The following is a 13,215-nucleotide window of genomic DNA, read 5'->3' as shown; positions in this document are numbered from 1 at the left end:
CCCTGCGTCAATCCTGTGAACTTGCCCCCGCGTTCAAAACCCGTTAGGGGCCAATCGTTCTACGCATAAAGGGAAGTCAGATGTCCGCGCCCAAGAAAGTTGTTCTGGCCTATTCCGGTGGCCTTGATACCTCGATCATTCTGAAATGGCTGCAGACCGAGTATGGCTGTGAGGTCGTGACCTTCACCGCCGATCTGGGTCAGGGCGAGGAGCTGGAGCCTGCCCGTAAGAAGGCCGAGCTGCTGGGGATCAAGCCCGAGAACATCTATATCGAGGATATTCGCGAGGAATTTGTCCGCGATTTCGTCTTCCCAATGTTCCGCGCCAATGCGCAGTACGAAGGGCTGTATCTGCTGGGGACGTCCATCGCGCGCCCGCTGATCTCAAAACGTCTGGTCGAGATTGCCGAGGCGACCGGTGCTGACGCCGTGGCCCATGGCGCGACCGGCAAGGGCAACGATCAGGTTCGCTTTGAACTGGCGGCATACGCGCTGAACCCCGACATCAAGGTCATTGCGCCGTGGCGTGAATGGGATCTGACCAGCCGCACCAAGCTGCTGGAGTTTGCCGAACAGAACCAGATCCCGATTGCCAAGGACAAGCGCGGCGAGGCGCCCTTCTCGGTCGATGCCAACCTGCTGCACACCTCCTCCGAGGGCAAGGTTCTGGAAGACCCCGCCGATATGGCGCCTGACTATGTCTATCAGCGCACAGTCCACCCCGAGGACGCACCGAACGAGCCGGAATTCATCGAAATCGGCTTTGAAAAAGGCGACGCGGTCAGCATCAATGGCGAGGCGATGAGCCCGGCCACCATCCTGACCAAGCTGAACGAATATGGCGGCAAGCACGGCATCGGGCGTCTCGATCTGGTCGAAGGCCGGTTCGTGGGCATGAAATCGCGCGGCATCTATGAGACCCCGGGCGGCACCATCCTGCTGGAAGCGCACCGCGGCATTGAATCGATCACCATGGATCGCAGCGCGATGCACCTGAAAGACCAGCTGATGCCGCAATATGCGGAACTCATCTATAACGGTTTCTGGTACAGCCCCGAGCGCGAGATGCTGCAAGCCGCCATCGACAGATCGCAAGAGCATGTTACCGGCACCGTTCGTGTGAAACTGTACAAAGGTCTGGCCTCGACCGTGGGCCGCTGGTCGGATCATTCGCTGTACTCTGAGGCACATGTGACCTTCGAAGAGGATGCAGGTGCGTACGATCAGAAAGATGCGGCGGGCTTTATCCAGTTGAATGCGCTGCGTCTGAAACTGCTGGCTGCGCGCAACAAGCGCCTGTCCAAGTGATCGACGAAGACGATACCGACGACGAACTCGACATGTTCATCGAGGCGCAGGACACGGTTTGGGCCGATGTCCTGCGCGAACTTGAACAGGGGCAGAAAACCAGCCACTGGATGTGGTTCGTGTTTCCCCAACTGGCCGAGCTGGGCCAGTCCCATATGGCGCAGCTTTACGGCATTGAAGGTCTGGACGAGGCGACACGCTATCTGAACCACCCGGAACTGCGCGACCGGCTTAGGCAGGCGGCCTCGCTGATGCTGCTGCACACGGGGCGCGATGCCCGCGACATTCTGGGCGGAATTGACGCGAAAAAGCTGCGGTCTTCGATGACATTGTTTTCATCTGTGGCAGATGCTCCGCCCGAGTTTCGTGCTGTATTGGACGCCTTCTATGGCGGTAAGCCTTGTGACCGGACGGTTCAGATCCTCGGCGCATCGTGATCAGAAGTTCCAGTTGGGTCAGCCTTGCCTGTTCGGCACCTGACGCATTACGCATTCGGAAACCGTGAAAGGATCCCGAATGCTTCAGGACATCGCCGATGGAATTCAAAAAGGGCTGAACGGCAAAAGCTTTGACGGTTCGCTCAAATTCGATTGCGGCGCGGACGGTGTGATTGTTCTGGCGGACAATCAGGCATCGACGCAGGACCGGGACACGGATTGCACAATCCGCATCTCGCAGGAAAACCTGACCAAGCTGCTGACCGGAAAGCTGAACCCGATGACCGGCGTTGCTTTGGGCAAGCTCAAGATCTCGGGCAATATGGGTGTTGCGATGAAGCTGGGGCAACTGCTGGGCTGAATTTGCCGCAAAGCTGGCCTTTGGTCCGAGTCCAGCCAGACTGGCGGTTCCACCCGCGGTGTATCGCAGTTCCGCATCGGGATACCTGTCGCGCATGATCTGTTGCAAATGAGCGGAGGTTTCGCCCACCCATCAAATGAGCCGTATACAGGTGATCGCAGACGATAAACTCGTCTCACCAGCGCGTGACATTGCATGACAGGCAATTGCAAGGCGGTCGAACCCGCGTCAATCTCATCTTAAAAGGAGACCTGACATGATGCGGACTGCTTATTTCGAAACCGTCAGACCAGCCCTTCTGTTTACACTGATTGCATTGGCTGCCCTGTTGCGCGCGCTGCCTGCCCCGGCTGCAGGAACCGAAACGCTGACGGTGGCCGGAGGGTGTTTCTGGTGCGTGGAATCCGATTTCGAATCCGTGCCCGGCGTTATCGATGCGGTGTCGGGATACACCGGCGGGACATCTGCGGACCCGACATATGATCAGGTTTCAAAAGGGGGGACCGGCCATTACGAGGCGGTTCAGATCACGTTCGATCCGGCGCGGGTTTCTCGCGCATCGTTGCTGAGCATGTTTTTCCGGTCGGTTGACCCGACAGACGCCGGTGGCCAGTTCTGCGACCGGGGCGAAAGCTATCGAACTGCGATATTCGTCTCTAACACAGGAGAAAAGGCGCTGGCGGAACAAGCCAAAACAGACGCGCAGCAAGCGCTGGGGCAGACCATTGTCACCCCGGTTCTGAGCGCAGGACCCTTTTACCCCGCCGAGGCGTATCATCAGAATTATTACAAAGGCAACAAACTGGTCCTTACCCGCTTTGGACCAAAGCGTCAGCACAACGCCTACAAAGCGTATCGCAAAGCCTGTGGTCGTGACGCGCGCGTCAAGCAGCTTTGGGGCGGGGAAGCGCCATTTGCAGGGTCCTAGTCAAAGGATGCGTCACGCACTTCTTTCAGATCGGGAATGACATCCGCCGTTCCGTGCCGCATGACCATCAGAGCTGCGGCGCGGTTTGCCTGCAATATGGCCTGTTCCATTGGCATTCCGCGATCCATGCCTGCCAGCACATAGCCGGTGAAGGTGTCGCCTGCCCCTGTGGTATCCACCGCCCGCACCTTATGCGCGGGAAACTCGACCGGATCGTTGCCCTGCTGCAAGTACCTCGCGCCTTTTGAGCCGAGGGTAACGATGACATGCCGAACAGGCAGATCGGCGATGCTCAGACCGGTTTCCTGACGCAGTTGCTCGGCCTCCACCTCATTCAGGATCAGAAAATCCAGAAAAGGCAGAACGCCCTGAACGGCCTGTGCCTGAAACGGGGCTGCGGCATAACAGACGGTCAAGCCAAGCTTGCGCCCCAGCTGCGCCGCTTCGACCTGGGCATTGGTTTCATTCTGCAAGATCAGCAGATCACCGGTGTTTGCCGAGGCCAGCGCCTGCCCCAGATGGGCGGGTTCCAATGCGTGATTGGCGCCGGGATACAGGATAATCAGGTTTTCACCCTCGGCATCCACCGCAATGATGGCGTGGCCCGTGGGAACATCCACCTCAGAGATATGGCGTGTATCCACACCATATTCTGTCAGTCGATCCTTGGCCCAGCGCCCATCGGGCCCCACGGCACCTATATGGCTGACGCGTGATCCCGCACGCGCAGCGGCCACCGACATGTTGGCCCCCTTGCCGCCCAGGAACCGATCCAGCCCGCGGGCGGCCAGAGTTTCCCCCGGCGCAGGCAAATGCGGCAGGTCATAGACCATATCCGCGTTGATCGAGCCGAGATTCCAGATCGTCATGACTTATCCGATGTCGCAAGAGGCCAGAATGGCCATGTTCAGAATATCGTTCGCAGTCGAGACGGTCGAGCAGATCTGGATCGGCTTGTCGATGCCTGACAGGATCGGGCCGATCACGGTCGCTCCGCCCATTTCCTGCATCAGCTTGGTCGAGATTGATGCCGAATGCCGGGCCGGAACGATCAGGATATTCGCCGGACCGGTCAGGCGCGAGAACGGATAGGCCGCTTGCTGTTCGATGTTCAGGGCGACGTCCACCGTCATTTCACCCTCGTATTCAAAGTCGACGCCGCGCCGATCCAGAACAGCCGGGGCACGGTGCATCTTTTCAGCACGTTCTGACACCGGATAGCCAAAGGTTGAGAAGCTGACAAAAGCCACGCGCGGCTCCAGCCCCATATGCCGGGCAACTGCGGCCGAACGCTCGGCAATATTCGCCAGATCGTTTTCGTCGGGCCATTCATGTACCAAAGTGTCGCCAATCAGGACAATCCGGCCCTTATGCAGCAAAGCTGTCACACCGGCAGCACCGTTGGCCGCATCTGCATCAAACACATGGTTGATCCGGTCGAGCACATGCGCGGACTTGCGGGTTGCGCCAGTGACCAGACCATCACCATGCCCGTGGGCCAGCATCAGCGAAGAAAACACATGGCGGTCCCGTGCAGCCAAACGGTGAATGTCTTTGCGGTCAAACCCCTTACGCTGCAGGCGCTGATACAGGAAGTTCGAATAGGTTTCGAGATGCGTGGTATTGGCCGCATTCACGACCTCGATTTCACGCACAGCGTCGCCCAGGCCCGTTGCTTCCAGTTTGGTCTTCACATCGTCCGGCCGACCCACCACAAGCGCCTTGCCGAAACCAGACCGCTGATACATGACCGCTGCGCGCAATACCCGGGGATCGTCGCCCTCGGCGAAAATCATGCGGCTTTGCGCCTGACGCGCTCGGGCGTTCAGACCGCGCAGGATGCTGGCGGTCGGGTCCATCCGGGATTTCAGACTCAGCTCATACGCGTCCATGTCGATGATCGGACGGCGCGCGGCACCGGTGTCCATCCCCGCCCTGGCAACAGCCGGTGGGATACGGTGGATCAAACGCGGGTCGAACGGCGTGGGGATGATATAATCACGCCCAAAGGTCAGCGACTTGCCATAGGCCATTGCGACCTCATCCGGCACATCCTCGCGCGCCAGATTGGCAAGTGCGTGGGCACAGGCGATCTTCATCTGATCATTAATGGCGCGGGCGTGAATGTCCAACGCACCGCGGAACAGGTAGGGGAAGCCCAGAACGTTATTCACCTGGTTTGGATAATCGCTGCGCCCGGTGGCAACGATCGCATCCACGCGAACCTCGTGCGCTTCTTCCGGAGTGATCTCGGGGTCGGGATTGGCCATTGCAAAGATGACAGGATTGTCGGCCATGCTGGCGACCATATCCTGCGTGACCGCGCCTTTCACCGAAACGCCCAGGAACACATCCGCCCCCTTCATCGCGTCTTCCAATGTGCGCAAGTCGGTTGTGATCGCGTGGGCCGATTTCCACTGGTTCATGCCCTCGGTCCGGCCTTGATAGATCACGCCCTTGGTATCGCAGACAATGCAGTTTTCATGCCGCGCGCCCATTGCCTTGAGCAGTTCGATACAGGCAATCCCAGCCGCACCTGCGCCATTCAGAACGATTTTCACGTCCTCGATCTTCTTGCCCGAGATATGCAGCGCGTTCAGCAGGCCCGCAGCACAGATCACGGCTGTGCCGTGCTGGTCATCGTGAAAGACGGGGATGTCCATCTCTTCTTTCAGGCGCTGTTCGATGATGAAACACTCGGGCGCCTTGATGTCTTCCAGATTGATGCCGCCAAAGGTCGGCCCCATCAGGCGCACCGCACGGCAGAATTCATCCGGGTCTTCGGTGTCCAGCTCGATATCGATCGAGTTCACGTCGGCGAACCGTTTGAACAGGACCGATTTGCCTTCCATCACCGGCTTCGAGCCCAGCGCACCAAGGTTACCAAGGCCCAGCACTGCCGTTCCGTTCGAGATTACGGCCACGAGGTTGCCCTTGTTGGTATAGTCATAAGCCGTTTCCGGGTTTTCCGCGATGGCCTCGCAGGGAACGGCCACACCCGGACTGTAGGCCAGCGACAGATCACGCTGCGTTGTCATGGGGACGGTGGCCTGCACCTCCCACTTGCCGGGGGTGGGGTCCAGGTGAAAGGCCAATGCCTCTTCTTTGGTGATCTTCGCTTTGGGCATCTTAAATGTCGGTTCCATGACTTCAGGGCTGACGCCTCATAGCGCAGGCGAGCGCGCGCCTCAACGGGAATACTTTTCGCCTTTCGCTGCAGGGGCCGGGTTTGTAAGGTCACGACCGGAAAACGCCAGAAGGGGGCCGCTTTTGTCCACAGTCACGCCAATGATGGCGCAATACCTCGAAATCAAAGAGGCCCACGCGGATGCCCTGCTGTTTTATCGCATGGGTGATTTCTATGAGATGTTCTTCGAGGATGCCGTCAACGCTGCCGAGGCGTTGGACATCGCCCTGACCAAGCGCGGCAAGCACAATGACGAAGACATCCCGATGTGCGGCGTGCCGGTGCATTCGGCCGAAGGATACCTTCTGACCCTGATCCGCAAGGGTTTTCGCGTTGCGGTCTGCGAACAGATGGAAAGCCCGGCTGAAGCAAAGAAACGAGGCTCTAAATCGGTCGTAAAGCGCGATGTCGTGCGACTGGTCACGCCCGGAACACTGACCGAGGACGCATTGCTTGAGGCGCGCCGGCACAACTTTCTGGCTGCCTATGCCGAGGTCCGGGACGAGGCCGCGCTTGCCTGGGCTGATATTTCGACGGGCGCGTTTCACGTGATGCCCCTGACCTCGGTCCGGCTCAGCCCTGAGCTAGCCCGTCTTGCGCCCTCCGAACTGATCGTGGCCGATGGGGCGCAGGAAAAGCTGAACGAAACGCTGCTTGATCTGGGGATTTCACTGACCCCGGTCGGGCGCGCCAGCTTCGACAGCACGGCGGCGGAAAAGCGCATCTGTGGGCTGTTTCACGTAGGTGCTTTGGACGCGTTCGGTAATTTCGGCCGCGCCGAAGTGTCCGCGATGGGCGCGCTGATCGACTATCTGGAGATTACGCAAAAGGGCAAACTGCCCCTGCTGCAAACGCCGCTGAAAGAATCTGAGGATCGGGTCGTTCAGATCGACGCCGCCACACGTCGCAATCTGGAGCTGACCCGCTCGCTGTCCGGCGGGCGCGCAGGGTCGCTTCTTTCTGTCGTTGACCGAACCGTTACCCCCGGTGGCGCGCGATTGCTGGAACAGCGGCTTTCAAGCCCTTCTCGTAATCTGGATGTGATCCATGCCCGGCTTGACGCAGTCAGTTTCGCCGCTGGTGACAGCCTGATCGCGTCTGATCTGCGCGAAGCCTTGCGCAAAACCCCGGATCTGGACCGCGCCCTGTCGCGTTTGTCGCTCGAGCGCGGCGGACCTCGTGATCTGACAGCCATTCGCAATGGTTTGACACAGGCAGTCACGATTGCCGAAATCTGCGCGGATCAGGATTTGCCGGTGTTGCTGGCAACCGCGCTTCAGAACCTCGTTGGCTTCGATGACTTGCTGACTTTACTGGACGAGGCGCTGGTGGCCGAACCCCCGCTTCTGACCCGCGACGGAGGCTTTATCGCGCCAGGTTTTGACGCTGAACTGGACGAGGCCCGCACCCTGCGCGACGAAGGTCGCTCGGTCATTGCCGGGTTTCAGCAGAAATACATCGAACACACCGGCATCACCTCGCTGAAAATCAAGCATAACAACGTGCTGGGCTATTTCATCGAAGTCACGGCAACCCATGCTGAAAAGATGCTGAACCCACCCTTTAGCGAAACCTATATCCATCGCCAGACGACAGCCAATCAGGTGCGGTTTACAACCGTTGAACTGTCCGAGATCGAAACTCGTATCCTGAACGCAGGGAATCTGGCGCTGGAGATTGAAAAGCGGCTCTATCAAAGGCTTTCTGGCGCGATACTGGACCTTGCTGCCCGATTGAATCAAGCCGCCCGCGGGCTTGCCGAACTGGACCTGTCGACCGCTTTAGCTGATCTTGCACGGGGTGAAAACTGGTGCCATCCAAGGGTTGACGCCTCTCGCGCATTCAATGTGCAGGGCGGTCGACACCCAGTTGTGGAACACGCCCTCCGACAGCAAAGCAGCGATGCGTTCATTTCCAATGATTGCGACCTGAGTGTCCAAGACGGCGCGGCGATATGGTTATTGACCGGTCCGAACATGGCCGGTAAATCAACCTTTCTGCGCCAGAACGCCCTGATTGCACTGCTTGCCCAAATGGGCAGCTACGTTCCGGCCGAAGAGGCGCATATTGGCGTCGTCAGCCAGCTGTTCAGCCGCGTCGGAGCCTCGGACGATCTGGCGCGGGGGCGGTCGACCTTTATGGTCGAGATGGTCGAAACCGCCGCCATTCTGAATCAGGCCGATGACCGTGCATTGGTGATCCTGGACGAAATCGGTCGCGGTACCGCCACCTATGACGGCCTGTCCATCGCCTGGGCCACATTGGAACACCTGCACGTGGCCAACAAATGTCGCGCATTGTTTGCCACGCATTATCATGAGCTTACGGCTTTGGCCGGCAAACTCGAAGGTGTCGATAACGCCACCGTAGCGGTCAAAGAGTGGGAAGGCGAAGTCATCTTCCTGCACGAGGTTCACAAGGGCGCAGCTGACCGGTCATATGGGGTGCAGGTTGCGCAACTGGCCGGTTTGCCGGCTTCTGTCGTTGAACGTGCCCGGGTGGTTCTGGACCAGCTTGAAAAAACCGAACGCGAAGGCGGCAAGCAAAAAGCGCTGATTGACGACCTGCCGCTGTTCTCGGCAGCCGCGCCGCCACCCCCGCCCGCACCAAAAACCTCGCCGGTAACCCAGATGCTTGAGGGTGTCCTGCCCGACGAACTGACCCCGCGTGAGGCGCTGGATCTCATCTACAAACTGAAAGAGGCGGCCAGATCCTGACCGCCCTTCATCTTTTCAAAAATACTCTCGCCGAAGGCTTGGCTTTGAAAAGCCAATCAGCTTGCTGGCGTTGAAGAGACCCCGACCTGAGCCGGACGCAACAGGCGGTCGTGCAGCATGAATCCTTCGGCGGATACCTGAATAATGTCCCCTGCCCGTGTGCCCGGCACCGGGGCCTCGAACATTGCCTCATGCACATTCGGATCAAACCGGTCGCCAACCTCGGGTGTAATCACTTCGATCCCGTGCTTCTGGAAGACGTCCTTCAGGGCACGCATGGTCAGTTCGACGCCTTCCAGCAGTCCGGCGGCAACTTCTTTCTGCTCGTCGGTCGCGGCCTCAAGCGCGCGCTTCATGTTGTCGTATACAGGCAGCATATCGCGGGCCAGCTTAGAGCCGCCATACTGTTCGGCATCGCGGCGCGCTTTGTCGCCGCGTTTGCGCGCGTTCTCGGCGTCGGCAAGCGCGCGCATGAATTTGTCTTTATACGCATCCCGCTCAGCGCGCAGCTCGTCCAGCTCCAACGCCTCGTCGCTGATCTCAGCAAACTCCTCGGCCAGCTCTTCCGCTTCTGCCGCCATGATATCGTCCAGAAAATCTTCGTTCTTGGGCTCTGCCATCTCTTACCCTCTAGCTCCGGTCGGATATCAGCTTGCCGACCAGTTGCGCCGTATAATCCACGATCGGCACGATCCGTCCATAATTCAGACGCGTGGGCCCGATGACCCCGACCGCACCGATTATCTTTCGATCAGCGTTCATATATGGAGACACCACCAAAGAGGAACCCGAAAGTGAGAAAAGTTTGTTCTCAGACCCAATAAAAATGCGCACACCCTCGCCACCTTCCGTCAATTCGAGGAAATCCGCGATGTCGCGCTTGCGCTCCAGATCATCAAACAGGCTGCGAATACGCTCCAACTCTCCGGCCTGACCGGGTTCGTTCAACAGATTCGCCCGCCCCCGCACGATCAAACGGGCCGAGTCGGCTCCGTCTCCGTCCCAGGCCGCCAGCCCGCTTTCGACCAGCTCGCGCGCCAGCGCATCTATTTCCTGCTTGCGTGCCTGAATCTGTTTCTGCATCTGACGGCGCACTTCTCTGAGTGTGCGCCCCTCAATCAGCGCATTCAGAAAATTCGCAGCCTCGCGCATCGAACTGGGCGTCTGGCCGGGCGGTGGTGTGAACAGGCGGTTTTCGACATGGCCGTCAGAAAAAACCAGCACCACCAAAGCCTTGTCATGCCCCAAAGAGACAAATTCGATATGTTTTATTTCGGCTTCATGCTTAGGCGTAAGAACCAGCGACGCACCTTGTGTCACGTGTGACAGAGCTGACCCGACCCGATCCAACATTCCGCCAACATCACCCGTGTTAGAGCCTAAAGTCTCTTCCAGTTTTTGCTTGTCGTCGACGCCCAGATCGCCAACCTCAAGCAAACCGTCCACGAACATCCGCAAACCTTGCTGCGTCGGTACCCGGCCCGCGCTGATATGCGGGCTGTCCAGAAGGCCCAGAAACTCCAGGTCCTGCATCACGTTGCGCACGGTTGCGGCACTGACTTTTTCAGACAGGGTACGTGTCAGGGTGCGGCTTCCAACCGGCTCTCCGCTTTCCAGATAACTTTCGACGATCAACCGGAACACCTCGCGTGACCGGTCGTTCATCTCGTCCAGAATTTTGCTCGCTTCACTCATGCGTTTTCCCCTGCTGGTTCATCATTAAATAGCAGGCAAATGAAAGGTCAATCGGGGTTGCATCGTAACGCTGCGGGGCGGTATCCCCAACCCAGCAAACAAAGGATTTCCCATGCGACCCTCTGGAAGAGACTTAAGTGAAATGCGCGCCGTTTCAATTGAAACGGGATTCACCAAACATGCCGAAGGCTCCTGCCTGATCAAGTTGGGCGACACCCATGTGCTGTGCACCGCCACGATCGAAGATCGGGTACCCCCTTTCATCAAGGGTTCGGGGCTAGGCTGGGTCACCGCCGAATACGGTATGCTGCCCCGCGCCACCAATACCCGGATGCGGCGAGAAGCGGCGTCGGGCAAGCAGGGTGGCCGTACGGTGGAAATTCAGCGCCTGATCGGTCGCGCCTTGCGGGCCGGCGTCGACCGGGTTGCACTGGGCGAACGGCAGATCACCGTTGATTGCGATGTGATCCAGGCCGATGGCGGCACCCGCTGTGCCTCGATCACCGGCGGCTGGGTTGCGCTGCGACTGGCCGTCAACAAGCTGATGAAGGCAGGTGACGTGATTTCAGATCCGCTGGTTGATCCGGTCGCCGCCGTGTCCTGCGGGATCTATGCGGGCCAGCCTGTGCTGGACCTTGACTATCCGGAAGACAGCGAGGCCGGTGTCGACGGCAACTTTATCATGACCGGGTCAGGCAAACTGATCGAGGTTCAGATGAGTGCCGAAGGTTCTGTATTCAGCCGCGCCCAGATGGAACAGCTGATGGATCTGGCGGAAAAAGGCGTTGCCGAGCTGGCCGCAGCCCAGAAAGCTGCCACCGCATGACCCGTAAGTTTGACAGCGACAGGCTGTTGGTCGCGACCCACAACAAAGGCAAGCTTGAGGAGATGGCGCATCTCCTCGAACCTTTTGGCGTGACGGTTGTGGGTGCGGCGGACATGGACCTGCCCGAACCGGAAGAGACCGAGGACACCTTTGTCGGCAACGCCCGGATCAAGGCCCACGCCGCCGCAAAAGCCACCGGGCTGCCTGCCCTGTCAGACGATTCCGGAATCACCATCGACGCGCTGGACGGCGCGCCGGGTGTTTATACCGCGGATTGGGCCGAAACCGCCAATGGGCGCGACTTCCTGATGGCGATGACCCGCGCCCATACAGAGCTAGAGGCAAAGAACGCCCCCCATCCCCGCACAGCGCAATTCCGAAGCACACTGGTGCTGGCCTGGCCTGATGGGCATGATGAAGTGTTTGAAGGCATTGCCCCCGGTCATTTGGTCTGGCCCATCCGCGGCGAAGGTGGATTCGGCTATGACCCGATGTTTGTTCCCGAAGGATACGACATTACCTTTGCCGAGATGGATCGCTGGGAAAAGAACAAGATCAGCCATCGCGGTCGCGCGGTTGAGAAGTTCGTGAAAGGCTGCTTTGGCGGATGATTGGCGCAACGGGGGCTTTGGCCTGTACGTGCATTGGCCCTTTTGCGAGGCCAAATGCCCCTATTGCGACTTCAACAGCCATGTTTCCAAAACTATCGATCAAAAACAATGGCTTGACGCCTATCTGAGCGAATTGCGGCGCTCGGCCGTCGAAACCCCGGATCGGGTGCTGAACACGATCTTTTTCGGTGGTGGAACCCCGTCGCTGATGGACCCGGAAACCGTTGCCGCCGTAATTGAAACCGCCCGCGCCCTGTGGCGCCCCGCCAATGACATGGAAATCTCTCTCGAGGCCAATCCCGGTTCGGTCGAGGCCGGACGGTTCGCGGCCTATCGTGACGCAGGCGTCAACCGGATCTCGATGGGCGTGCAGGCGCTCAACGACGAAGACCTGCGCCGCTTGGGGCGGATTCACACTGTGGCCGAGGCCCGCGCTGCCTTTGACATCGCCCGTGATTGTTTTGAACGGGTCAGCTTTGACCTGATCTATGCCAGACAGCACCAAACGCTGGATGCCTGGCGGTCCGAGTTGAACGAAGCTCTGTCCATGGCTGTGGATCACCTGTCGCTGTATCAACTGACAATCGAAGATGGCACCGCTTTTGGCGACCGGTATGCTGTCGGAAAACTGCGCGGCTTGCCCGAAGATGACAGTGCGGCCGACATGTACCTTGCAACACAAGAGATTTGCGAGAAACACGGCCTGCCCGCCTATGAGGTGTCCAACCACGCCCGCCCCGGTGCAGAGTCGCAGCACAATCTGGTCTATTGGCGTTACGGGGATTATGTCGGCATTGGTCCCGGCGCTCATGGGCGGATTACTGTGGATGGTCAAAAACACGCGACCGAGACCCATCTGAACCCGCAACGTTGGCTTGACGCCGCCACGAAGGGTTGCGGAGAAAAGAAACGCTATGTCCTTTCGCTTGAAGATCAGGCGAGCGAATACCTTATGATGGGCATGAGGATTTCAGAAGGACTAGATGTAGATAGGTGGGAGGCCCTGTCGGGCCCTCCACTTCCAGACGAAACCGTGGACCATCTGGTCGGCATTAATATGATTGAACGTGAGAACAACAGACTCAGAGCAACACCAGCGGGGCGCGCCGTGCTGAATGCTGTAATCCGGGAATTGATGGGCTAGAT

At 58.9% G+C, this 13,215-nt stretch carries 12 protein-coding genes; 8 read left to right on the top strand and 4 right to left on the bottom strand.

Annotated elements, in window-relative coordinates; genetic code table 11:
- The first annotated feature begins 80 nt into the window (after nucleotides 1–80).
- From ACR0AP_RS11605 to msrA, 4 genes are all read left to right on the top strand, one after another.
- Nucleotides 81–1,307 (top strand): argininosuccinate synthase, encoded by a 1,227-nt coding sequence (locus ACR0AP_RS11605; protein ID WP_480506867.1) that lies wholly within the window; start codon nucleotides 81–83, stop codon nucleotides 1,305–1,307.
- 32 nt (nucleotides 1,308–1,339) lie between these two features.
- A complete protein-coding gene (locus tag ACR0AP_RS11600) occupies nucleotides 1,340–1,744 on the top strand; it encodes a DUF1810 domain-containing protein (protein WP_480506947.1) in 405 nt (134 codons plus the stop codon).
- A gap of 79 nt (nucleotides 1,745–1,823) precedes the next feature.
- Nucleotides 1,824–2,105, top strand: a complete 282-nt coding sequence (locus ACR0AP_RS11595) for an SCP2 sterol-binding domain-containing protein (protein WP_267363740.1) — start codon at nucleotides 1,824–1,826, stop codon at nucleotides 2,103–2,105.
- 256 nt (nucleotides 2,106–2,361) lie between these two features.
- A complete protein-coding gene (gene msrA / locus ACR0AP_RS11590; protein WP_480474382.1) occupies nucleotides 2,362–3,033 on the top strand; it encodes a peptide-methionine (S)-S-oxide reductase MsrA in 672 nt (223 codons plus the stop codon).
- Here the strand turns inward: msrA and ACR0AP_RS11585 are convergent.
- Entirely contained in the window at nucleotides 3,030–3,902 is an 873-nt protein-coding gene (locus tag ACR0AP_RS11585; protein ID WP_480506866.1) for a ribokinase, read from the bottom strand. The genes msrA and ACR0AP_RS11585 overlap by 4 nt on opposite strands.
- Before the next feature lie 3 nt (nucleotides 3,903–3,905).
- Entirely contained in the window at nucleotides 3,906–6,161 is a 2,256-nt protein-coding gene (locus tag ACR0AP_RS11580; RefSeq protein WP_480506865.1) for an NADP-dependent malic enzyme, read from the bottom strand.
- A gap of 160 nt (nucleotides 6,162–6,321) precedes the next feature.
- Here ACR0AP_RS11580 and mutS point away from each other — a divergent pair, with 160 nt between their 5' ends.
- On the top strand, nucleotides 6,322–8,937 hold the full coding sequence (gene mutS, locus ACR0AP_RS11575) for a DNA mismatch repair protein MutS (RefSeq protein WP_480506946.1): 2,616 nt from the start codon (nucleotides 6,322–6,324) through the stop codon (nucleotides 8,935–8,937).
- Nucleotides 8,938–8,993: 56 nt separating this feature from the next.
- Here the strand turns inward: mutS and ACR0AP_RS11570 are convergent, their stop codons facing one another.
- Nucleotides 8,994–9,557, bottom strand: coding sequence for a nucleotide exchange factor GrpE (locus tag ACR0AP_RS11570; protein ID WP_209506889.1), 564 nt, complete (start codon nucleotides 9,555–9,557; stop codon nucleotides 8,994–8,996).
- A 10-nt stretch (nucleotides 9,558–9,567) separates the two neighbouring features.
- The gene (gene hrcA / locus ACR0AP_RS11565; RefSeq protein WP_480506864.1) at nucleotides 9,568–10,632 is read right to left on the bottom strand and encodes a heat-inducible transcriptional repressor HrcA; all 1,065 of its coding nucleotides are present in this window, start codon (nucleotides 10,630–10,632) and stop codon (nucleotides 9,568–9,570) included.
- Nucleotides 10,633–10,744: 112 nt separating this feature from the next.
- On the opposite strand from hrcA, the gene rph reads away from it, so the two are divergent.
- The 3 genes from rph to hemW are packed head-to-tail and all read left to right on the top strand — an operon-like array spanning nucleotide 10,745 to nucleotide 13,213.
- The gene (gene rph, locus ACR0AP_RS11560; RefSeq protein ID WP_480506863.1) at nucleotides 10,745–11,458 is read left to right on the top strand and encodes a ribonuclease PH; all 714 of its coding nucleotides are present in this window, start codon (nucleotides 10,745–10,747) and stop codon (nucleotides 11,456–11,458) included.
- Nucleotides 11,455–12,069 (top strand): RdgB/HAM1 family non-canonical purine NTP pyrophosphatase, encoded by a 615-nt coding sequence (gene rdgB, locus ACR0AP_RS11555; protein ID WP_480482522.1) that lies wholly within the window; start codon nucleotides 11,455–11,457, stop codon nucleotides 12,067–12,069. Before rph ends, rdgB begins: the two co-directional genes overlap by 4 nt.
- Nucleotides 12,059–13,213 carry a radical SAM family heme chaperone HemW gene (gene hemW / locus ACR0AP_RS11550; RefSeq protein WP_480506862.1) on the top strand — a complete coding sequence of 385 codons (1,155 nt, stop codon included), beginning with the start codon at nucleotides 12,059–12,061 and terminating at the stop codon, nucleotides 13,211–13,213. Before rdgB ends, hemW begins: the two co-directional genes overlap by 11 nt.
- Nucleotides 13,214–13,215 lie beyond the last annotated feature (2 nt).

This window comes from Ruegeria sp. AF7 (assembly GCF_056541885.1).
The sequence above is the reverse complement of the archived record's forward strand: the minus strand, read 5'-3'. Positions and strand labels throughout refer to the sequence as shown.

Excerpts from the sequence above, each read along its gene's own strand:
- ACR0AP_RS11605 (WP_480506867.1), top strand. The coding sequence starts at position 81 with ATGTCCGCGCCCAAGAAAGTTGTTCTGGCCTATTCCGGTGGCCTTGAT.
- ACR0AP_RS11600 (WP_480506947.1), top strand. The coding sequence starts at position 1,340 with ATGTTCATCGAGGCGCAGGACACGGTTTGGGCCGATGTCCTGCGCGAA.
- ACR0AP_RS11595 (WP_267363740.1), top strand. The coding sequence starts at position 1,824 with ATGCTTCAGGACATCGCCGATGGAATTCAAAAAGGGCTGAACGGCAAA.
- msrA (WP_480474382.1), top strand. The coding sequence starts at position 2,362 with ATGATGCGGACTGCTTATTTCGAAACCGTCAGACCAGCCCTTCTGTTT.
- ACR0AP_RS11585 (WP_480506866.1), bottom strand. The coding sequence starts at position 3,902 with ATGACGATCTGGAATCTCGGCTCGATCAACGCGGATATGGTCTATGAC.
- ACR0AP_RS11580 (WP_480506865.1), bottom strand. The coding sequence starts at position 6,161 with ATGCCCAAAGCGAAGATCACCAAAGAAGAGGCATTGGCCTTTCACCTG.
- mutS (WP_480506946.1), top strand. The coding sequence starts at position 6,322 with ATGATGGCGCAATACCTCGAAATCAAAGAGGCCCACGCGGATGCCCTG.
- ACR0AP_RS11570 (WP_209506889.1), bottom strand. The coding sequence starts at position 9,557 with ATGGCAGAGCCCAAGAACGAAGATTTTCTGGACGATATCATGGCGGCA.
- hrcA (WP_480506864.1), bottom strand. The coding sequence starts at position 10,632 with ATGAGTGAAGCGAGCAAAATTCTGGACGAGATGAACGACCGGTCACGC.
- rph (WP_480506863.1), top strand. The coding sequence starts at position 10,745 with ATGCGACCCTCTGGAAGAGACTTAAGTGAAATGCGCGCCGTTTCAATT.
- rdgB (WP_480482522.1), top strand. The coding sequence starts at position 11,455 with ATGACCCGTAAGTTTGACAGCGACAGGCTGTTGGTCGCGACCCACAAC.